Below are 17,820 nucleotides of genomic sequence, written 5' to 3' on the forward strand. Positions count from 1 at the left end.
TTCGAACTCAAGGCCCCGTTGGAACCGGACGTACCAGAGCGAGGCAACGCGCCAAGCGCGCCGCCGCGCGCGAAAAGTCGAGGGTTCGAAAGGGGATTCATGGAAGGCTGGCGGAGCCGGAGGGATTCGAACCCTCGATACGCCTTTACAAGCGTATAACGGTTTAGCAAACCGCCGCCTTCAGCCTCTCGGCCACAGCTCCGACGCGCACTGGCGTATAGAACCGGGCTTGGCCCGTCAATTCGTGTCTGGGGCCGTGGACCTACTATTGATGCGGTGCGGATTTTGATGAAGCCGGTGTCGACACGTCGTATCGATTTGACGCTGGCGGCGTTATATCAGGGCGACGGCCGACATGTGGCCGCGCCGACGCCAGGAGAGTTGTTCTATGCCGAAGAAAAGGTTCGGGCTCGATTTGCGACTGCCCCTGTCGGCAGCGATGCTGTTGGCGCTGGTCATTGCCAGCGCCGCGAGCCTGCAGGCCATCTCGCCCGCTCGAGCGGGCGTCGAATATCCTTGGTGCGCCGTCTATAGCGAGTGGTCCGTCGGCGCGACGAATTGCGGCTTCACGACGCTCGCGCAATGCCGCGCCACCATCAGCGGGGTCGGCGGCATGTGCGTTGAGAACCCGGCCTACCAGCCGCCTGCCCCACGCAAACCGCGCAAGCCCCGTCACTAAGGCTCGCGTCTGGCGCTGCTGTTCTCAGGCGGCGGCGCGAATGATCTCAACCGGCGCCGGTTGATGACGCTTGAGCCAGTCCCGCGCGGCGCGCTGGGCGCAGCCGATCTCGCTGTCGGTCATCTGGTCCGCGACCTCACGGCGCAGCTGAGCGGCTTCGCGATGCCCGCGCATGGCCGCGATGTTAAACCACTTGTGCGCCTCGATGAGATCGACCGGCACGCCGGCACCGGCCGAACAGGCCATGCCGCGTTCGAAGCACGCGTCGCCATCCGAAGGTTCTCTGGTCTCCGCGACCACCGCAAGATTGATCATGTTGGCTCCCGTTACGCGCGGCTGTCCGATATCCGGATGCCGCGTTTTGTCGTCCCTGTTGACGAGCCGATCTTCGGGAGAAAATTTGAATGGCAGTTTAAACATTTGCCTAAATCAATCGTGAAGACTTCGTGGCTGAATTCGGTCGGCAATGCGAAAACACCCGTTTTTATTGCCTTTCTACACCTCGCGCCCCGGCTCGTTACAAACTGCTAACTGAATTGATTGCCGCCCAGGTAACCAATTCCCAAGGTGACGGTTATATGACAAAGGGCACGGCGCGGTTTTCAGCGACCCGCCGCGCTTCAGGCAAGACGCACGGATTCAAAGGTATTCAATGCAGTTTCCAAATTTCAAAACGGCCACGCTCGCGGCGGCCGTGCTCCTCGGTTCTTCCCTTCTTGCCGGCGCGCAGGCGGCGATGCCGGTAGCCGGTACCTGGCTCTCTGCAGACGGCGGCACCAAAGTGCGCGTCAGCGATTGCGGCGGCAACAAACTGTGCGGCAAGGTCGTCTGGCTCAACGAGCCGATCGACCGCGACACGGGCAAGCCGAAGACCGACAAGCGCAATTCCGACCCGGCCAAGCGCGCGCGTCCCCTTCTCGGCGTGCAGGTTGTCAACGGCATGACGCCGAGCGGCGATAACAAGTGGTCGGGCCAGATCTACAATGCCGACGACGGCAAGATCTATCAGGCCCACGTGAAGCTGGTCAGCGACAACGCCATGCAGGTGCAGGGCTGCGTGCTGGGCTTCCTGTGCAAGAGCCAGACCTGGACCCGCGCCGACTGAGCCAGCACATTCGGCCTCACCAAACAAAGCCGGCGGCGTGCAACGCGGCCGGCTTTTTCGTGCGCCAATGCGCGCCTCTGCCCTGCCCTTAGCGCGCGCGCTGTCCGAACAGCACGGCCTGCACTCTTGGGTCCTTCATATCGACGCCCTGCCGCCACGATTGCCCCAGCGCCAGCGCGCGCTCGACCGCAGGGCGCGATTTCATGCGGGTGAGCCATTGCTTGAGGCGGGGAAACTGCTCGATGTCCTGGCCCTGGCGCTGCCAGCCATTGATCCAGCCGACCAGCGCCATGTCGGCGATCGAGTAGCGACCGGCGACGAAGTCACGGCCGGCAAGTCGCTCATTCATTACGCCATAGAGCCGGTTCACCTCATCGACATAGCGCGCGATCGCGTAGGCGATATGCTGGCGCGCGTAGTTCTTGAAGTGATGCACTTGCCCGGCCATGGGGCCAACGCCGCCGACCTGCCAGAACAGCCATTGATCGACTTCAACGCGGCCGCGCTCGTCCTTGGGATAGAACTTGCCGGTCTTGCGGCCGAGATACTGAAGGATAGCGCCGGATTCAAAGATCGGGATCGGCCGCCCGCCGGGACCATTCGGATCGACGATCGCCGGGATGCGGTTGTTCGGCGAAATTTTCAGAAAGTCGGAATTGAACTGCTCACCCTTGGTGATGTTTATCGGCTTCACGACGTAAGCCAGCCGGCACTCCTCAAGCATGATGGCAATCTTCTGGCCGTTCGGCGTTGGCCAGTAATAGAGTTCGATCGGTTTAGGTCCTTTGGCGCTTGATGCAGACGGCGTGGCCCTTGATCGTGCAGCGGTGGATTTGGCTGAGGCCGTCTTGACCGCGACGGATGGGGATTTGGATGGCGACTTGCCTCCGCGCTTTAAGGTGCGACGCGCCATCGAACGGTCCCCCGGAATCAAGTCAGCCGGCTCGACCTTAGGGCGCGCGCAAAGGACCGCAACAGCCGCCCCTCGCCACAAAAGCAATCAATCGATTGTATATATGGACTTACACAACCTTAATTATATAAAATAAACTCTTCAGGTTGTGTTGTGACGCAAGACAAGCGCGCAGCCTGATATCGCCGAGCCACAATCAGTCATACGGGAGGACCAATGTTCGACACTCAAGGAAGGACCCAGTCGAGAAAGCCGTCAAATGCAAGATTGCCTGGCACAAGAACAACGCTGCGCGCCGGCTTTGCCGCGCTCTTTGCCATCTGTCTGATCGCCGCTCCGTTGCCGGCACCCGCGCAATCATCGGCGCCGGCGTCCGGCTCCAGCACCGCTACGACAGCGAAACCCAAGCGGACGCCAACGCCCGGCCAGATCGCGGCGCGCGAGCGTCAGAAGAAATGCGCTGCCGAATGGAAGGAAGCCAAAGCAGCGGGCAAAATCGAGAAGGGAATGAAGTGGCCGGCCTACTGGAGCGCGTGCAACAAGCGGCTCAAAGGAACGGCAACCTGATCGACGGGCGGTTGCGTCTTCGAACTGGCTCTTGCGGCTGAGGTCTTGCGTCTGAGGTCTTCGCTTGCAAGCCAGCGGCGCGCGCGACGCCTAGATCGAAACCTGAACCCGGAAACAACCGGCAGAAACTCGGAGGGCGTCGGTGAGACTTTCAGTCTCCCCGACGCCCTCTGATGTCACCGGAACCGGGTGCCCAGACAAACGACTGCTTGCGCTATCGTACCTGATGCACTCCGGCCCCCTAATGACGCGATCGGCGGCGCTAGTGCGCCGAAGATCGAGAAGAGGCGCTAGACCTAGAGCTTCTTCTTCTTCTTCTTGGCCTTCTTCGCCGTCTTCACTGCTTTCTTCTTACGTTTAGCCATTTGCTGCCCTCCTAGCCATATAGAATGGCGGGTGTCGCATAAGTGCGGTCGGGGATCGACCTGCACCACAATTGGTTTACACCAGCGCAAGAAAAAAAACAGTGACTCGTTGTCTTTGTGTGCGTAAGCGACGCGAAGACGTTGCCGGCAAACGTAATCGCACAGCAAAGACGAGGCGCAACGCGCCGACATCGCGCGCCGAACATTCCATCGCAGCGCCGAAATCAGGAATTCAAAAAACCGCGGTGAAATATGCGTTTTTTGCACGCCGCCAATTCGGCGCGAATCTTTCCACCGCAATATTTTTTTGCCCTCTTGCAGGGTACAAAGTGTGCGCCGTCACCCGCAGGGAGGCCGCCGACATGCTGTGTAAAAAATTTGCGCGGAAATCACCGCGCAATGGCGTCGACAAGCCGAAATCGATCAAAAACGAGCGAATCGGGTGCGAGTGATTCGCGGAGGTGGCGAACGTGACGCGATCATTCGCGCGTCTCGCACTGCGATGAGGGAGGTGCAAACATGCCTCGCACGCCCCGACGCGCGCACCATCGCACCGCATCGCACGCACGCGACACGCCCTCTGCAAACCGCGCGTTGCCTGTCGCGCCTTACAGACCGAGTTTGGATTTTAGCAGATCGTTAACCGCCTGAGGGCTCGCCTTGCCGCCGGATGCCTTCATCGCCTGGCCGACGAACCACATCATCGCCTTTGGATTGGCTTTCGCCTGCTCCACCTTGTCCGGGTTCTTGGCGATGAGGTCGTCGACGATACCGCCGATGGCGGACAGGTCGGTGACCTGTGCCATACCGCGCGCTTTCACCAGGTCGCGCGGGTCGCCGCCTTCGGTCCAGAGGATCTCGAACAGATCCTTGGCGATCTTGCCCGAGATGGTCTTGTCGCCGATCAGCTCGATGACGCCGCCGAGCTGCGCCGCCGAGACCGGCGACGACGCGATGGTGAGGCCTTCCTTGTTCAGCCTGCCGAACAATTCGTTGATCACCCAGTTCGCCGCCAGCTTGGCGTCGCGTCCCGTTGCGACGGTTTCGAAATAGTCAGCGGTTTCGCGCTCGGCCACCAGCTGGCCGGCGTCATAGGCCGACAGGCCGAGGTCGCGCACGAACCGCGCCTTCTTCTCGTCAGGCAGTTCCGGCAGCGCCGCTTTCAGTCCCTCGACCATGTCGGGGCTCAGTTCCAGCGGCAGCAGGTCCGGATCGGGAAAATAGCGGTAGTCGTGTGCCTCTTCCTTCGAGCGCATCGAACGGGTTTCGCCCTTGGCCGGGTCGAACAGCCGCGTCTCCTGGTCGATCGAACCGCCGTCCTCGATGATCTCGATCTGCCGGCGCGCCTCGTATTCGATCGCCTGGCCGATAAAGCGGATCGAGTTCATGTTCTTGATTTCGCAGCGCGTACCGAACGGCTCGCCGGGGCGCCGCACCGAAACGTTGACGTCGGCGCGCAAGCTGCCCTTTTCCATGTCGCCGTCGCAGGTCCCGAGATAGCGCAGGATCGAGCGCAGCTTGGCGACATAGGCCATCGCCTCATCGGACGCCCGCAGATCGGGCTTCGAGACGATCTCCATCAGCGCGACGCCGGAGCGGTTGAGGTCGACCGCCGACATCGAGGGGTGCCGGTCGTGGACGCTCTTGCCGGCATCCTGTTCCAGATGCAGGCGCTCAATGCCGACGGTGACCGCCTCGCCGTTGTCGAGATCGACCACGACCTCGCCCTCGCCGACCACCGGCTGCTTGTACTGGCTGATCTGGTAGCCCTGCGGCAGGTCCGGATAAAAGTAGTTCTTCCGGTCGAACACCGAGCGCAAATTGATCTTCGCCTTGAGGCCGAGGCCGGTGCGTACCGCCTGACGGACGCATTCCTCGTTGATCACCGGCAGCATGCCGGGCATGGCGGCGTCGACCAGCGAGACATGACTGTTCGGGGCGCCGCCGAATTCGGTCGAGGCGCCGGAAAACAGTTTCGACTTCGAGGTCACCTGGGCATGGACTTCCATGCCGATGACCACTTCCCAGTCGCCGGTTGAGCCCTTGATGAGCTTGGAGGGCTTGTTCTGCACGTTCATGGCCCTACCCGTACCCGCCCGGGCCGGACTGAGCAAGATGGCCGAAAAGTCCGCCTAGAAATCGAGTTCGCGGCCGATCACTTGCTCGACGATATCGAGGCTATCGGTAATGCCCCGATACTGAACGACCAGACCATTGTTGAAACGGTAGAAATTGCCCGTCCGGATGCGAATGGTGCGTCCGGTGTCCTTCTGCAGGAACTGGCCGTCGGCCAAAGTCGAAGCCCAGTCGCCGTCGGCGAGCATGGCCTCGGTTTGGTAGCTGATGATCCGATAGTTTTCGAACAGCGCCGAAAAGCCCTTCCCGACCTCCGCCTTGCCATGCCGCCGACCGGCGAAGGGAAAGACAGACGCCGGCGCCATGAACAGCCAATCGACGTCGTCGCCATAACAGGCGATGAGACGTTCCCGATCGCCGCTGACAAAAGCGGCCAGGAGATTGGCGAGTACCGCGCGCGTCTGCTCGGATTTCTGCAATATTGTTTCCGAGGGCTGGAGGGGCATTGCGAATTGGCCTTCTTCCAGTTCGCGCGCAAGCTTACATCGCCGGCGAGCCGGTGCCACAGCGAATTCGAACACGCAATGGTTATGGGTCAACGCGGGCTCGCGCGAGGCTCGCAATCGTCCGGCAAAGGCACCGGTACTGACAGATGCCGCGCTTTCCCGTTACGGATCGAGTTCGCGGCCGAGCACCTGTTCGGCCCAATCGAAGCTATCCGTGAAACCACGATATCCGATCAGCTTGCCGTCGCGAAAACGATAGAAGCTGGCCAGACTCGTCGTGATCACCCGTCCGGTCGAGCGCTGAACGAGATGGAAATCGGCAATCGATGCCGCCCGATCGCCATCAACCAAGGCCAGCGACACTGCGTAACGCGTAATGATGTAGGACCGATAGACCAGCAGCAGGCCGGTGAGCACCGCACTCTTGCCCCGCTTCAGACCGGCGAACGGAAAGACCGTTGGCGGCGCATACAGCAGCGATTCAATGTCATCGTCGTACCGGGCCGCCAGACGCGTGTGATCGCCGCGCTGAAACGCATCGATGATGTCTTCGAGCGCCGCACGCGTGATCTCTGTCGTCATCGCCTGGTCTCCCGCCGCGGTTTCACCCGGGCATCGGCGGGATAGCCTCTTGCGCTGGTGGCGGGAAGCCGGCGCAGATCAAAAGCGCCGTCCAATTGCTGCCGAGGTTAATACCGATGGCCGCGGTGCCGAACCAACGAGGCGAAGTAACCAAGTCTTCCGTGTGCAGCGTTATCGTCTCGGGATGCCGCGACATGGCACGCGTCAAGGCGCTATGATACGGCCCAACATCTGCTCGGCCGCATCGAAACTGTCGATGAACCCGCGATAGGCCACCACCTTGCCGTCGCGAACCTGGTTGAAGCTGGCCGCACGGCATCGAATGACCCGGCCTGTTTTTCTTTGCGTGATGGACACGTCGGCGACGACCGCCGCCCAATCGCCTTCGGCAACAACATCGTCGATTTCGTAGTGATCGAACCGGTAGTGCAAGCTGATGTTCAGCAGCATCAGGAAGACTGCGCTTTTGCCACGCCGTTGTCCGCCCACAGGAAAGATAGACGGCGACGCATGCATCTGCCACTCGATGTCGCGGGCATAAAGCGCTGCCATGCGGAAATACTCGGACCGGCGAAACGCGTCATGGATTTCCATGACGATCGGATAAGCCGAACCGCGGCCGGACATAGACCGTCACCACCACGGCTGCGCGACGTAGCGGCCCGCCGCCTGCTCGATCACCGAGCCGAGGGAGAACAAGGTCTCTTCGTCGAACGGGCGGCCGATGAGCTGCAGCCCGAGCGGCAGGCCCTGAGCGTCGCTGCCCGCCGGTACCGCAATGCCCGGCAGACCGGCCATGTTCACCGTCACCGTGAAGACGTCGTTGAGATACATCTCGACCGGATCGGCGCCGCCCTTCTCGCCAATGCCGAACGAGGCCGACGGCGTCGCCGGCGTCAGCATGGCGTGGATGCCCTGCTCGAAGCATTGCTCGAAGTCGCGCTTGATCAGCGTACGGACCTTCTGCGCCCGCAGGTAATAGGCGTCGTAATAGCCGGCGGACAGCACATAGGTGCCGATCATGACGCGGCGGCGCACTTCACCGCCGAAACCGGCGGCGCGCGTCTGCTCGTACATGTCGGTGATGTCGCGGCCGGAAACGCGCAGGCCGTAGCGCACGCCGTCATAGCGCGCGAGGTTCGATGAGGCTTCCGCCGGCGCGACGATATAATAGGCCGGCAGCGCATATTTGGTGTGCGGCAGCGACACATCGACCAGCTCGGCGCCGGCCGCTTTGAGCCAGTCGCAGCCCTGCTGCCAGATCTTCTCGATCTCGGCCGGCATGCCGTCGAGGCGGTACTCCTTCGGAATGCCGATGCGCAGGCCCTTCACCGATTTGCCGACGGCCGCTTCGTAATCCGGCACCGCGATGTCGGCGCAGGTGGTGTCCTTGGCGTCAGGGCCGGCCATCGAGCGCAGCATGATGGCGGCGTCGCGCACGGTCTTGGCCATCGGACCCGCCTGGTCGAGCGACGAGGCAAACGCGACGATGCCCCAGCGCGAGCAGCGCCCGTAAGTCGGCTTGATACCGACCGTGCCGGTGAAGGCGGCCGGCTGCCTGATAGAACCGCCGGTATCGGTCGCCGTGGCGCCAAGACAAAGCTGCGCGGCGACGGCCGCCGCCGAGCCGCCGGACGAGCCGCCCGGCACCAGCGGCGTGTTCGATCCCAAATCTCCGCCTTTGCGGCGCCACGGCGACTGCACCGGGCCGAAATACGAAGTCTCGTTCGACGAGCCCATGGCGAACTCGTCATTATTGGTCTTGCCGAGCATGACCGCTCCGTCGCGCCAGAGCTGCGACGTCACCGTAGACTCATAGGTCGGCACGAAATTGTCGAGGATGTGCGAGCACGCCGTGGTGCGCACGCCCTTGGTGCAGAACAGGTCCTTGATGGCGAGCGGAATGCCCTCGAGCGGGCCGCCCTCGCCTTTGGCGATGCGGGCGTCGGAGGCTTTCGCCATCGCGGTCGCGATCTCCGGCGTCTCCAGCACGAAGGCGTTCAGCGAACGCGCCTTCTCAATGGCGGCCAGATGTGCGGCAGTGAGCTCAGCGGAGCTGAGGTCCTTCTTGCGCAGGCGATCGCGCGCATCGGCCAGGGTCAGTGCGGTCAGTTCGGTCATTGCGGGCTGTCGCATTCAAAGTTGTTCTTCAGCGCCGCGATTTCGGCCGGCGAGCGCTGGCGAATGAGATAGGTGCCGTCGGGCTGCGGCTCGCGGTAGATCTCGCCCGGCAGCGGCAGGCCCATGGCGCGCAGATCGTCGACCGAATGGCCGTCAGGAAGCGCGCCGGTGGAGATGACATTGATCATCTCCCAGCGGGCTTCCAGGTCGCCCTGTTCGCAAGCCAGACACATCTACTCGATCACCTTCGGCACGAGGTAGAAATTGTCTTCGCTCTTCGGCGCGTTCGCGAGAACGGCCTCGGGATCGTCGCCGTCGGTGACAAGGTCGGCGCGGATCTTCATGGCCATTGGCGTCACCGAGGTCATGGGCTCGACGCCCTCGACATCGACCTCGCCGAGTTGTTCGACGAAGGCCAGAATGGCGTTGAGTTCTCCGCGCAGATGCTCGACCTCGTCATCTTTCACCGCGATGCGGGCGAGACGGGCGATGCGGCGGACGGTGTCGGCGTCGACGGACATTGAAATCGTTACGCTTTTTTTGGCGGCTGTCGGGCGGCGGATCTGCCCAAGCGGCGTCCCGCGCGTATAGCAGAGGGGTGGAATTGGCGGCAACCGGCGTTCCGCGGTGCCGCCCGGACCGTCAGCCGCGCTGGTTTTCGACCACGGTCCAGCCCAATGCCTTGAGCTGCTTCTTGGCCAGCGCCGAGGCCGTCCCGGTGATGCGGATTTCGCCGCGCGACTTGTCGACCAGTTCATTGCGCGCCTTGGTGAAGGCATTGAGCCGCGCCGAGGTTTCCGGCGTCCACGACAGCGCATCGAGCGGCGCCACCGTGACGAAGCGGCCGTCTTTTGCCACCAGGAACGGCAGGCCGCCCAGCGTCACGATGTGATTGTAGCTGGAATGGCGCTTGTATTCGGCGGCCAGCAGTTCGGCCTGCCGGCGCATGAAATAAGCGTTGGAGCGCTCGTCGGCGGCGCCAGCCGCATCGAAGAAGACCGCCCGCCCCTGCACCGTCTTCATGCTGTCGATGGCCGCAACCATCGCCGCCATATCGACCGGCGTGTAGTTGCGGTTGGCGAGCAGCCGCTCGATGAGTTCGCTCGGCACGTCCATCTCGGTCAGCTTGGTGCGGTTGAGGTCGAGGATCTGCGCTGCCGTGTACTGGCGCGCGAGGTCCTCGATCGTCATGTTGTTGAGCTTGTTGGCCGTCGACAGATTGGACACGACAATGCCGGCCGCGCCCGGCACCGCAATCAGCGCGCCGGTGACCGCCAAGCCGCCCAGCGCCGCGGCCTCCGCCAGTTGCTTGAGCTTGGCATCGAGCGGCGGGAAATCCGTATAGGGATCGACGCCATAAGTCGCGGCCAGCGTGCGGCGCTCGGTGGTGACGCCGATGAGGCTCGCCAGCGCGCCATCCTGGGTCTTGCCGGCATTGCTGATGCCCGAGCCGATGCGATTGAACATGGTGCCGATGCCCGACAAAGTCCCCTGGATGGTGCCGATCGGATTGGTAATCAGTCGCCCGGTGTACTTGATCGGGTTGAGGCCGGCATTGGCCAGCGCCGTCGCAAAAGTGTTGGAGCTCGACACCTTCTCGAGTTGCGCCAGCGCGCGCAGTTCGTTGATACGCATCACCGCCATCTGGTCGCCGGGGGCTACCGTTTCGCCGTAAGGCGTTTCAAGACTGTAGACGCGCAGAAAGCCGTCGCTGCGCACGGGCGAACGCACCGTGTAGTTATCGCCGGTTGGGACGATGCCCTTGATCTGCGCCGCATTGAAAGACGGCGGGGCTTCGAAGGTCTGTGCCAGAGCGACGGTCGGCGCCGCCAGCGCGATCGGCAGAACCAGACGGCAAAGCCGTTGTGCGACAGTCATCTTGGTCCCTCCGAACTGAATCCCGAATCCGAGTTTCGCATTATCGGGCGCCGAGACCAAGCACGGGATACCGTCGCACCTGATGCGAAGGTCAGGCGCCCATGCTAGGTGATGCGGCAATGACCGCTCCTGCGCCCGCCCTCATTCTGCCCCTCGTCGATGCGGCGCCGCATTTCGGTGCGCGCGGCGCCCTGCTCGGGCTCGATCTCGGCACCAAAACCATTGGTGTCGCCGTCAGCGATCCCGACCGCAAGCTCGCCACCGGCGTCGAGACCATCGCCCGCAAGCAGTTCACCGCCGACGCGAAGCGGCTGCTGGCGCTCGCCACCGAACGCAATGCAACCGGGCTGGTGCTCGGCCTGCCGATCAATATGGACGGCTCGGAAGGTCCGCGCGCACAATCGACCCGCGCTTTCGCCCGCAATCTCGCCAAGCTCACTCAGCTGCCGATCGCATTCTGGGACGAGCGGCTGTCGACGGCTGCCGTCGAACGCGGCCTGATCGAAGCCGACATGCGCCGTGAGCGCCGCGCCGAGGTCATCGACCAGCACGCCGCGATGTTCATCCTGCAGGGCGCGCTCGACCGCCTCGCCGTGCTGGCGCGCTCCTGAACGAAAAAGGGCGGACCCGCCGGGTCCGCCCTATCGACGCAAAACGTCGCCCGCTTACTGGTTATTGCACGGACGATAGTTCGCCGAACCCGGCGATCCGCCGCACTGGCTGCGTCCGCCACGGGTATACCGCGGCGCGTAAACCGGTGCCGGCTCGTAAGCGTAGTAATCGGTCTCGTAGCCATAGCTCGGCTCATACGCATAGCCCGGCTGGTACGCATAGCCGCGCCGGTACCCGTAACGCGGTTCGTTGTAACCGGCGTCGTAGTAGCCATTGTTGGCCGACGACGCGACCGCCGCGCCAACCAGGGCGCCAGCGCCGAAACCGATTGCCGCCGCGGTGTTGCGGCCGTCACGCGCTTCACTCGGGGAAACCGCCGCCAGCGCCGTCACGCCGACCAAAGCGGCCGCCAGCGCAAATTTACCGAAATTGTTCATGAGATGCCTCCTTCGCCCGCCATCGGGCATTCGCGGGTACAATTCCGGAACGGGGCGCTTGTTCCGGAACATCCGGTTAACGACGCTGTGACCGGGCCTGTGGATCGCGCGGAACCGGACTTGCCGGGGCGGAAAGGCACGCCTATAGAACTGGCTTTAATGACCAATTCGCCGAAATCATCATTCGTCCTCAGCCACCGTCATTTGCTGGGGATCGAAGGCCTTTCGGCCGCCGATATCACCGGCCTGCTCGACCTTGGCGAGGAATTCGTCGCCCTCAATCGCCAGATTGAGAAGAAGCAGGCCTCGTTGCGCGGCCGCACCCAGATCAACATGTTCTTCGAGGTCTCGACCCGGACGCAGGCCTCGTTCGAGCTCGCCGGCAAACGCCTCGGCGCCGACGTCATGAACATGTCGGCCTCCTCCTCCTCGATGCGCAAGGGCGAGACGCTGATCGACACGGCGATGACGCTCAACGCCATGCACCCCGACATCCTGGTGGTGCGCCACCACGCCTCCGGCGCGGTGGAACTGCTGGCGTCCAAGCTCGATTGCTCGGTGATCAATGCCGGCGACGGCGCCCACGAGCATCCGACGCAGGCTTTGCTCGATGCCCTCACCATCCGCCGCAACAAGGGCCGCATCGAGGGCCTGCTGGTCGTGATCTGCGGCGACATCCTGCATTCGCGCGTCGCCCGCTCGAACATCCTGCTCTTGAATACCATGGGCGCGCGCGTGCGCGTCGTCGGCCCGTCGACGCTGATGCCGCCCGGCATCGAGCGCATGGGCGTCGAGGTCGCGCATGACATGCGCGAAGGTCTTGCCGACGCCGACATCGTCATGATGCTGCGCCTGCAGCGCGAGCGCATGAACGGCTCGTTCGTGCCGTCCGTCTCCGAATATTTCAACTACTGGGGCCTCGATACCAAAAAGCTGGCTTACGCCAAGAAGGATGCGCTGGTGATGCATCCGGGTCCGATGAACCGCGGCGTCGAGATCGACTCTATCGTCGCCGATGGCGCGCAGTCCCTGATCCGCGAACAGGTCGAGATGGGCGTCGCCATCCGCATGGCGGTGCTGGAAGCGCTGTCGAGGAACCTGCCCAATGCGTAGCCGGGACGCTGTCGCCTATGTCGGCTACCGGGTGGCCCGCAAGGCGCGCCTCGGCATGATCGTGTTCGTCGCGGCGGGTGTCGCCGTCTCGTTCTGGATCCGCTTCTTCCGTAGCCTCGCCCGCAGCGAGGGCCAATCGTGATGTTGTCCGAACGCCGCCCCGTCCTGCTGGCCAATGCCCGGATCATCGATCCGTCGCGCGATCTCGACATTGCCGGCGATCTCCTGATCGCCGACGGCACGATCCGCGACGCCCGCAAGGGCATCGGCGCTGCCGGCGTGCCGGAAGGCACCGAGGTGATCGACTGCCGCGGCAAGGTCGTGGCCCCCGGTCTTGTCGACATGCGCGCTTTCATCGGCGAGCCAGGCGCCGGCTATCGCGAGACCTTTGCCTCCGCAAGCCAGGCCGCCGCTGCCGGCGGCGTCACCACCATCGTTTGTCAGCCGGACACCTCGCCGGTGATCGACGATCCGGCGACCGTCGATTTCGTTCTGCGCCGCGCCCGCGACACCGCCATTGTCCATGTCGCGCCGATGGCCGCGCTGACGAAGGGCCTCGAAGGCAAGGAGATGACCGAGATCGGCCTGCTCAAGGCCGCCGGCGCTGTCGCCTTCACCGATGGCGCGAGAAGCGTGACCAACGCCCAGGTGATGCGGCGCGCGCTGACTTACGCCCGCGACTTCGATGCGCTGATCGTGCATCACACCGAAGATCCCGATCTCGTCGCGGACGGTGTGATGAACGAAGGCGAATTCGCCGCACGTCTCGGCCTGTTCGGCATTCCGACCGCGGCCGAAGCCATCATGCTCGAGCGCGACATGCGGCTGGTGGCGCTGACCAAGGGCCGCTATCACGCCGCGTCCGTCACCTGCCCGTCCTCGCTCGCCGTGCTCGGCGATGCCAAGGAAGCCGGCCTCGCCGTCACCGCCGCCGCGTCGATCAATCATCTGACGCTGAACGAAAACGATATCGGGCCCTACCGCACCTTCCTCAAGATGTCGCCGCCTTTGCGCGCCGAGAGCGACCGCCAGGCGCTCGTGCAGGCGCTCAATGACGGTCTCATCGATGTCATCATGTCGGACCACAATCCGCAGGATGTCGAAACCAAGCGCCTGCCCTTCGCCGAAGCGGCGGCCGGCGCCATCGGGCTGGAGACGATGTTGTCGGCGGGCTTGCGGTTGGTGCATTCGGGCGATGTGACGCTGCCGACCTTGCTGCGCGCCATGTCGACGCGCCCGGCCGAACTGCTCGGCATTCCCGGCGGCACGCTGCGCACCGGCGCGCCGGCCGATGTGATCGTCATCGACACCGACGTGCCGTGGGTGGTCAATCCGGACGAACTCAAGTCGAAGTGCAAGAACACGCCGTTCGACGAAGCGCGCATGACCGGCCGCGTCGTGCGCACCATCGTCGCCGGCCGCACGATTTTTGAATCGCTATGAGCCCTCGTCTGTCATTCCGGACGGCGCATCAGCGCCGATCCGGAATCCAGACGCGCGCTCGGAGCCTGTATCTGGATTCCGGGTCCGCACCTTGCGGTGCGTCCCGGAATGACGGGAGCCTGACATGAGCTGGCAGCTTACCCTCCTCCTCGCCTTCTGCTTCGGCTATCTGCTCGGCTCGATCCCGTTCGGCCTGTTGTTCACCAAGCTCGCCGGCACCGAGGATCTGCGTTCGATCGGTTCGGGCAATATCGGCGCCACCAATGTGCTGCGCACCGGCCGCAAGGGACTCGCCGCCGCGACGCTGCTCTGCGATGCGCTCAAGGGCACGCTGGCCGTGCTGGCCGCGCAACACGCCGCCGGCTACGAGGCCGCGCTGATCGCGGGGTTCGGCGCCTTCCTCGGCCATCTCTTTCCGGTGTGGCTTGGCTTCAAGGGCGGCAAAGGCGTTGCCACTTATATCGGCTTGCTGATTGGGCTTGCCTGGCCGGGCGCGCTGATCTTCATCGGCCTGTGGCTCGTCGTCGCCTTCCTGTCGCGCTACTCGTCGCTGTCGGCCCTGGTCGCCAGCGCCTTGACGCCGATCGCCCTGCTCGCACTCGGCCGCCCGGAGGCGGCGGCGCTGTTCTTCCTGCTCGGCATTCTCTTATGGATCATGCACCGGGCCAATATTCAGCGCCTGCTGAACGGGACTGAAGGCAAGATCGGGAAGTAGAGAGTCACCCCGGCTCCTGTCAGGCGCCGGCTCCACAACCGCTCTTAAACTTCTGATTGTACCTCTTCACGCCGCGCGCAACACTGCCCCTGGGCACTTCGGGGGCGTCGTGGCTGCCAGAACCAAACTCACCGACGAGCAGCGCCTCGACTGGCTGCGGCTGATCCGCAGCGACAATGTCGGGCCGCGCACCTTTCGCGAATTGATAAACACCTATGGCGGCGCGAAGGGCGCGCTCGCGGCCCTGCCCGCTCTCGCGCGCCGCGGCGGCGCGTCGCGCATCACCCTCTGCCCAGTCGAAGACGCAGAGGCCGAACTCAAGGCGTGCCACGCGCGCGGCATCGACCTCATCGCGCTGGGCGAGCCCGATTATCCGCAGCGCCTGCAAACCATCGACGATGCGCCGCCGCTACTCGCCGTGCGCGGCAACATCGCGTCACTGTCGAGGCCGCTGGTCGCCATTGTCGGCTCGCGCAACGCCTCCGCCGTCGGTCTGAAATTCGCGGCGTCGCTGGCGCGCGATCTGGGCGGCGCTGGCTACGGCATCGTGTCGGGGCTGGCGCGCGGCATTGACGCTGCCGCGCATCGCGCGAGCCAGGAGACCGGCACGATCGCCGTGCTGGCCGGCGGCCAGGCGCGCATCTATCCGGCGGAACACGAAAAGCTGGTCGATGAACTTATCGCGCAGGGCGCGGCGGTATCGGAAATGCCGCTCGCGCACGAGCCGCGCGCCCATGACTTCCCGCGCCGCAATCGCCTCATCTCCGGCCTGTCGGTCGGCGTCGTCATCGTCGAGGCGGCCAAGCGCTCCGGCTCGCTGATCACCGCGCGCATGGCCGGCGAACAGGGCCGCGAAGTCTTCGCCGTGCCGGGTTCGCCGCTCGATCCGCGCGCCGAAGGCACCAATGGCCTGCTCAAGCAGGGCGCGACACTGGTCACCGAAGCAGCGGACGTGATCAATGCCATCGAGCCGATCCTCGGCCGCGGCCTGCCCCCCGTGGAGGAGCCCGAGATGGAAGACTTGCTCGGCCCTGGCGACGAACCGGACAATGACGAGCGCAGTCGCATCGTCGCGCTGCTCGGTCCCTCGCCGATCACGATCGACGATCTGGTGCGGCTGTCAGATACCACCCCGGCCACTGTCCGTGTCGTGCTGCTGGAGCTTGAACTGGCGGGACGGCTGGAGCGCCACGGCGGCGGGCTGGTGTCGCTGGTGTAAGCTGAACGCCAATCGAATCGAACCATGGGCCCGCGACGATGTTTCACCGCGCCATTCTCATTGCGCTCCTCGTCATGCTGGCCGCGCCGCTGGCGCAGGCGCAGGATCAAAGCTTCGCCGCCTTCGTCAACGCGCTGTGGCTCGATGCGCGGGCCAAGGGCATTACCCGCGCCACCTTCGACACCGCGATGCGCGGGCTCACGCCGGACCAGCGCGTCATCAAGGCGACGCAGCGCCAGCCGGAATACGGCAAACCCGTCGGCGATTACATCAATGCACTGGCATCACCGCGCCGCATCCAGACCGGGCTGGCGAAAGCCAAGGACCAGGCGCGCCCGCTTGAGGCCGTCGAAAAGAAGTACGGCGTCGAACGCTGGATCCTCGTGGCGCTGTGGGGCATGGAAACCGACTACGGTGCCGCCAAGGATAAATGGGACGTGTTCCGCTCGCTGGCGACGCTGGCTTATGTGAAGTACCGCCATCCCTATTTCCGCAACGAGCTCATCGTTGCGATGGGCATCATGCAGACCAACAATTATCCGCGCGAGCAGATGGTGTCGTCATGGGCCGGCGCCATGGGGCAGAGCCAGTTCATGCCGTCAAACGTGGTCACCTATGCCGTGACTTTCTCCGGCCAGGGGCGCCCCGATCTGTGGAGCAACGTGCCGGACGTGCTCGCCTCCACCGCCAACTATCTACACAAGGCGAAATGGCGCCCCGGCCTGCCCTGGGGTTTCGAGGTGTCCTTGCCGAACGGTTTCGACACGATGAAAAGCCGTGCGAGCTTTGCCGAATGGACCCGGCTCGGCGTGCGCCGCGCCGACGGCAAACCGTTCCCGCGCGATGCCGCCGACATCGGCGAAGCGGTGCTGTTCTTTCCCAGCGGCATCAAGGGACCGGCCTTCATCGTTACCGGCAATTTTCTGGTGCTGAAGGATTATAACAACTCGGATGCCTATGCGATCGCGGTCGGCCACCTCGCCGACCGGCTGCATGGCGGCCTTCCGTTCCGCGCCGCCTGGCCCAAGGATGACCGGCCGCTGTCGCGCGACCTGCGCATTGCCCTGCAGAAGCGCCTCGCGACGCTCGGCTACAAGGTGGCCGAGTTCGAGGGCCATATCGATTTCGACATTCGCGACTACATCCGCGCCGAGCAGAAGAAGAATGGCATGGTGCCGGATGGCAATCCGACCATCGCGCTGCTTGAGAAGATCGGGGTCCCGGTGCGGTGATGGCTCATGAGGAAGAGTGCCCATCCTCAGGGCGCCCATTCCCAAAGCCACTGTCGTTCGCCCGGGTCAGGTTCTCGGCCTCAAGACGGACCATTTCCAGGAGGTACCCCAGGGTGTCGAGGCCGTTGCGGCGGGCCAGCACGGCCAGATCGTTGGAGAGTGTCGCCACGTAATGGGCCACCGAGCTTTGGCTGCCGTTTTCTTCGCCTGTCTCTGGCATCGTTGGGTCCGGCCGGATCACTACGCTTCTTGCGAGC

At 63.9% G+C, this 17,820-nt stretch carries 23 protein-coding genes and 1 tRNA gene; 11 read left to right on the forward strand and 13 right to left on the reverse strand.

What is annotated here, in order from left to right:
- Nucleotides 1-108 precede the first annotated feature (108 nt).
- Nucleotides 109-202: transfer RNA gene (locus DXH78_RS14190), tRNA-Ser, on the reverse strand.
- A 186-nt stretch (nucleotides 203-388) separates the two neighbouring features.
- On the opposite strand from DXH78_RS14190, the gene DXH78_RS14195 reads away from it, so the two are divergent.
- Nucleotides 389-679 carry a DUF3551 domain-containing protein gene (locus DXH78_RS14195; protein WP_168192837.1) on the forward strand — a complete coding sequence of 97 codons (291 nt, stop codon included), beginning with the start codon at nucleotides 389-391 and terminating at the stop codon, nucleotides 677-679.
- Nucleotides 680-703: 24 nt separating this feature from the next.
- On the opposite strand, the gene DXH78_RS14200 is transcribed toward DXH78_RS14195, so the two are convergent.
- Nucleotides 704-994 (reverse strand): SEL1-like repeat protein, encoded by a 291-nt coding sequence (locus DXH78_RS14200; protein WP_115518484.1) that lies wholly within the window; start codon nucleotides 992-994, stop codon nucleotides 704-706.
- Nucleotides 995-1,331: 337 nt separating this feature from the next.
- Between DXH78_RS14200 and DXH78_RS14205 the strand changes: the two genes are divergently transcribed.
- Nucleotides 1,332-1,784: a DUF2147 domain-containing protein gene (locus DXH78_RS14205; RefSeq protein WP_115517909.1), complete on the forward strand. Its 453-nt coding sequence runs from the start codon at nucleotides 1,332-1,334 to the stop codon at nucleotides 1,782-1,784.
- Between the two features lie 88 nt (nucleotides 1,785-1,872).
- Here DXH78_RS14205 and DXH78_RS14210 read toward each other — a convergent pair whose 3' ends face one another.
- On the reverse strand, nucleotides 1,873-2,508 hold the full coding sequence (locus tag DXH78_RS14210) for a glutathione S-transferase family protein (protein ID WP_245416921.1): 636 nt from the start codon (nucleotides 2,506-2,508) through the stop codon (nucleotides 1,873-1,875).
- Nucleotides 2,509-2,964: 456 nt separating this feature from the next.
- Between DXH78_RS14210 and DXH78_RS14215 the strand changes: the two genes are divergently transcribed.
- Nucleotides 2,965-3,264: a hypothetical protein gene (locus tag DXH78_RS14215; protein WP_245416878.1), complete on the forward strand. Its 300-nt coding sequence runs from the start codon at nucleotides 2,965-2,967 to the stop codon at nucleotides 3,262-3,264.
- Between the two features lie 436 nt (nucleotides 3,265-3,700).
- Complete coding sequence (locus DXH78_RS19670) at nucleotides 3,701-4,081, forward strand: hypothetical protein (RefSeq protein WP_147292650.1); 381 nt, start codon at nucleotides 3,701-3,703, stop codon at nucleotides 4,079-4,081.
- A 156-nt stretch (nucleotides 4,082-4,237) separates the two neighbouring features.
- Here the strand turns inward: DXH78_RS19670 and gatB are convergent, their stop codons facing one another.
- The 8 genes from gatB to DXH78_RS14255 all read right to left on the reverse strand — a co-directional run bounded on the left by gatB (nucleotide 4,238) and on the right by DXH78_RS14255 (nucleotide 10,792).
- Nucleotides 4,238-5,707, reverse strand: coding sequence for an Asp-tRNA(Asn)/Glu-tRNA(Gln) amidotransferase subunit GatB (gene gatB, locus DXH78_RS14220; protein WP_115517911.1), 1,470 nt, complete (start codon nucleotides 5,705-5,707; stop codon nucleotides 4,238-4,240).
- A gap of 54 nt (nucleotides 5,708-5,761) precedes the next feature.
- Nucleotides 5,762-6,211, reverse strand: a complete 450-nt coding sequence (locus DXH78_RS14225; protein ID WP_147292651.1) for a nuclear transport factor 2 family protein — start codon at nucleotides 6,209-6,211, stop codon at nucleotides 5,762-5,764.
- A 162-nt stretch (nucleotides 6,212-6,373) separates the two neighbouring features.
- Nucleotides 6,374-6,793, reverse strand: coding sequence for a nuclear transport factor 2 family protein (locus tag DXH78_RS14230; RefSeq protein ID WP_115517913.1), 420 nt, complete (start codon nucleotides 6,791-6,793; stop codon nucleotides 6,374-6,376).
- A 204-nt stretch (nucleotides 6,794-6,997) separates the two neighbouring features.
- Nucleotides 6,998-7,420, reverse strand: coding sequence for a nuclear transport factor 2 family protein (locus tag DXH78_RS14235; RefSeq protein ID WP_115517914.1), 423 nt, complete (start codon nucleotides 7,418-7,420; stop codon nucleotides 6,998-7,000).
- A 6-nt stretch (nucleotides 7,421-7,426) separates the two neighbouring features.
- Nucleotides 7,427-8,914 carry an Asp-tRNA(Asn)/Glu-tRNA(Gln) amidotransferase subunit GatA gene (gene gatA / locus DXH78_RS14240; RefSeq protein WP_115517915.1) on the reverse strand — a complete coding sequence of 496 codons (1,488 nt, stop codon included), beginning with the start codon at nucleotides 8,912-8,914 and terminating at the stop codon, nucleotides 7,427-7,429.
- A complete protein-coding gene (locus DXH78_RS14245) occupies nucleotides 8,911-9,147 on the reverse strand; it encodes a hypothetical protein (protein WP_115517916.1) in 237 nt (78 codons plus the stop codon). Before DXH78_RS14245 ends, gatA begins: the two co-directional genes overlap by 4 nt.
- Nucleotides 9,148-9,435: an Asp-tRNA(Asn)/Glu-tRNA(Gln) amidotransferase subunit GatC gene (gatC, locus tag DXH78_RS14250; RefSeq protein ID WP_115517917.1), complete on the reverse strand. Its 288-nt coding sequence runs from the start codon at nucleotides 9,433-9,435 to the stop codon at nucleotides 9,148-9,150.
- 121 nt (nucleotides 9,436-9,556) lie between these two features.
- Nucleotides 9,557-10,792 carry a hypothetical protein gene (locus tag DXH78_RS14255; RefSeq protein ID WP_115517918.1) on the reverse strand — a complete coding sequence of 412 codons (1,236 nt, stop codon included), beginning with the start codon at nucleotides 10,790-10,792 and terminating at the stop codon, nucleotides 9,557-9,559.
- A 119-nt stretch (nucleotides 10,793-10,911) separates the two neighbouring features.
- Here DXH78_RS14255 and ruvX point away from each other — a divergent pair, with 119 nt between their 5' ends.
- Nucleotides 10,912-11,403: a Holliday junction resolvase RuvX gene (gene ruvX, locus DXH78_RS14260; protein ID WP_115517919.1), complete on the forward strand. Its 492-nt coding sequence runs from the start codon at nucleotides 10,912-10,914 to the stop codon at nucleotides 11,401-11,403.
- Nucleotides 11,404-11,457: 54 nt separating this feature from the next.
- On the opposite strand, the gene DXH78_RS14265 is transcribed toward ruvX, so the two are convergent.
- Nucleotides 11,458-11,841 (reverse strand): hypothetical protein, encoded by a 384-nt coding sequence (locus DXH78_RS14265; RefSeq protein ID WP_210209586.1) that lies wholly within the window; start codon nucleotides 11,839-11,841, stop codon nucleotides 11,458-11,460.
- Nucleotides 11,842-12,000: 159 nt separating this feature from the next.
- Here DXH78_RS14265 and DXH78_RS14270 point away from each other — a divergent pair, with 159 nt between their 5' ends.
- From DXH78_RS14270 to DXH78_RS14290, 6 genes are all read left to right on the forward strand, one after another.
- Nucleotides 12,001-12,954, forward strand: coding sequence for an aspartate carbamoyltransferase catalytic subunit (locus tag DXH78_RS14270; RefSeq protein ID WP_115517920.1), 954 nt, complete (start codon nucleotides 12,001-12,003; stop codon nucleotides 12,952-12,954).
- Nucleotides 12,947-13,096 carry a hypothetical protein gene (locus DXH78_RS19935; RefSeq protein ID WP_168192838.1) on the forward strand — a complete coding sequence of 50 codons (150 nt, stop codon included), beginning with the start codon at nucleotides 12,947-12,949 and terminating at the stop codon, nucleotides 13,094-13,096. The genes DXH78_RS14270 and DXH78_RS19935 overlap by 8 nt, the downstream gene beginning before the upstream one ends.
- Entirely contained in the window at nucleotides 13,096-14,397 is a 1,302-nt protein-coding gene (locus tag DXH78_RS14275) for a dihydroorotase (protein WP_115517921.1), read from the forward strand. The genes DXH78_RS19935 and DXH78_RS14275 overlap by 1 nt, the downstream gene beginning before the upstream one ends.
- A gap of 124 nt (nucleotides 14,398-14,521) precedes the next feature.
- Nucleotides 14,522-15,112: a glycerol-3-phosphate 1-O-acyltransferase PlsY gene (gene plsY, locus DXH78_RS14280; protein ID WP_115517922.1), complete on the forward strand. Its 591-nt coding sequence runs from the start codon at nucleotides 14,522-14,524 to the stop codon at nucleotides 15,110-15,112.
- Between the two features lie 109 nt (nucleotides 15,113-15,221).
- A complete protein-coding gene (gene dprA / locus DXH78_RS14285) occupies nucleotides 15,222-16,331 on the forward strand; it encodes a DNA-processing protein DprA (RefSeq protein ID WP_115517923.1) in 1,110 nt (369 codons plus the stop codon).
- A 38-nt stretch (nucleotides 16,332-16,369) separates the two neighbouring features.
- Complete coding sequence (locus DXH78_RS14290) at nucleotides 16,370-17,563, forward strand: lytic murein transglycosylase (protein WP_115517924.1); 1,194 nt, start codon at nucleotides 16,370-16,372, stop codon at nucleotides 17,561-17,563.
- A gap of 4 nt (nucleotides 17,564-17,567) precedes the next feature.
- Here DXH78_RS14290 and DXH78_RS14295 read toward each other — a convergent pair whose 3' ends face one another.
- Nucleotides 17,568-17,783 (reverse strand): hypothetical protein, encoded by a 216-nt coding sequence (locus DXH78_RS14295; protein WP_115517925.1) that lies wholly within the window; start codon nucleotides 17,781-17,783, stop codon nucleotides 17,568-17,570.
- Between the last annotated feature and the right edge of the window lie 37 nt (nucleotides 17,784-17,820).

The sequence above is a fragment of the Undibacter mobilis genome, from assembly GCF_003367195.1.
Lineage (GTDB): Bacteria > Pseudomonadota > Alphaproteobacteria > Rhizobiales > Xanthobacteraceae > Pseudolabrys > Pseudolabrys mobilis.

Excerpts from the sequence above, each read along its gene's own strand:
- DXH78_RS14195 (WP_168192837.1), top strand. The coding sequence starts at position 389 with ATGCCGAAGAAAAGGTTCGGGCTCGATTTGCGACTGCCCCTGTCGGCA.
- DXH78_RS14200 (WP_115518484.1), bottom strand. The coding sequence starts at position 994 with ATGATCAATCTTGCGGTGGTCGCGGAGACCAGAGAACCTTCGGATGGC.
- DXH78_RS14205 (WP_115517909.1), top strand. The coding sequence starts at position 1,332 with ATGCAGTTTCCAAATTTCAAAACGGCCACGCTCGCGGCGGCCGTGCTC.
- DXH78_RS14210 (WP_245416921.1), bottom strand. The coding sequence starts at position 2,508 with ATGCTTGAGGAGTGCCGGCTGGCTTACGTCGTGAAGCCGATAAACATC.
- gatB (WP_115517911.1), bottom strand. The coding sequence starts at position 5,707 with ATGAACGTGCAGAACAAGCCCTCCAAGCTCATCAAGGGCTCAACCGGC.
- DXH78_RS14225 (WP_147292651.1), bottom strand. The coding sequence starts at position 6,211 with ATGCCCCTCCAGCCCTCGGAAACAATATTGCAGAAATCCGAGCAGACG.
- DXH78_RS14230 (WP_115517913.1), bottom strand. The coding sequence starts at position 6,793 with ATGACGACAGAGATCACGCGTGCGGCGCTCGAAGACATCATCGATGCG.
- DXH78_RS14235 (WP_115517914.1), bottom strand. The coding sequence starts at position 7,420 with ATGTCCGGCCGCGGTTCGGCTTATCCGATCGTCATGGAAATCCATGAC.
- gatA (WP_115517915.1), bottom strand. The coding sequence starts at position 8,914 with ATGACCGAACTGACCGCACTGACCCTGGCCGATGCGCGCGATCGCCTG.
- DXH78_RS14245 (WP_115517916.1), bottom strand. The coding sequence starts at position 9,147 with ATGTGTCTGGCTTGCGAACAGGGCGACCTGGAAGCCCGCTGGGAGATG.
- gatC (WP_115517917.1), bottom strand. The coding sequence starts at position 9,435 with ATGTCCGTCGACGCCGACACCGTCCGCCGCATCGCCCGTCTCGCCCGC.
- DXH78_RS14255 (WP_115517918.1), bottom strand. The coding sequence starts at position 10,792 with ATGACTGTCGCACAACGGCTTTGCCGTCTGGTTCTGCCGATCGCGCTG.
- ruvX (WP_115517919.1), top strand. The coding sequence starts at position 10,912 with ATGACCGCTCCTGCGCCCGCCCTCATTCTGCCCCTCGTCGATGCGGCG.
- DXH78_RS14265 (WP_210209586.1), bottom strand. The coding sequence starts at position 11,841 with ATGAACAATTTCGGTAAATTTGCGCTGGCGGCCGCTTTGGTCGGCGTG.
- DXH78_RS14270 (WP_115517920.1), top strand. The coding sequence starts at position 12,001 with ATGACCAATTCGCCGAAATCATCATTCGTCCTCAGCCACCGTCATTTG.
- DXH78_RS19935 (WP_168192838.1), top strand. The coding sequence starts at position 12,947 with ATGCGTAGCCGGGACGCTGTCGCCTATGTCGGCTACCGGGTGGCCCGC.
- DXH78_RS14275 (WP_115517921.1), top strand. The coding sequence starts at position 13,096 with ATGTTGTCCGAACGCCGCCCCGTCCTGCTGGCCAATGCCCGGATCATC.
- plsY (WP_115517922.1), top strand. The coding sequence starts at position 14,522 with ATGAGCTGGCAGCTTACCCTCCTCCTCGCCTTCTGCTTCGGCTATCTG.
- DXH78_RS14290 (WP_115517924.1), top strand. The coding sequence starts at position 16,370 with ATGTTTCACCGCGCCATTCTCATTGCGCTCCTCGTCATGCTGGCCGCG.
- DXH78_RS14295 (WP_115517925.1), bottom strand. The coding sequence starts at position 17,783 with ATGCCAGAGACAGGCGAAGAAAACGGCAGCCAAAGCTCGGTGGCCCAT.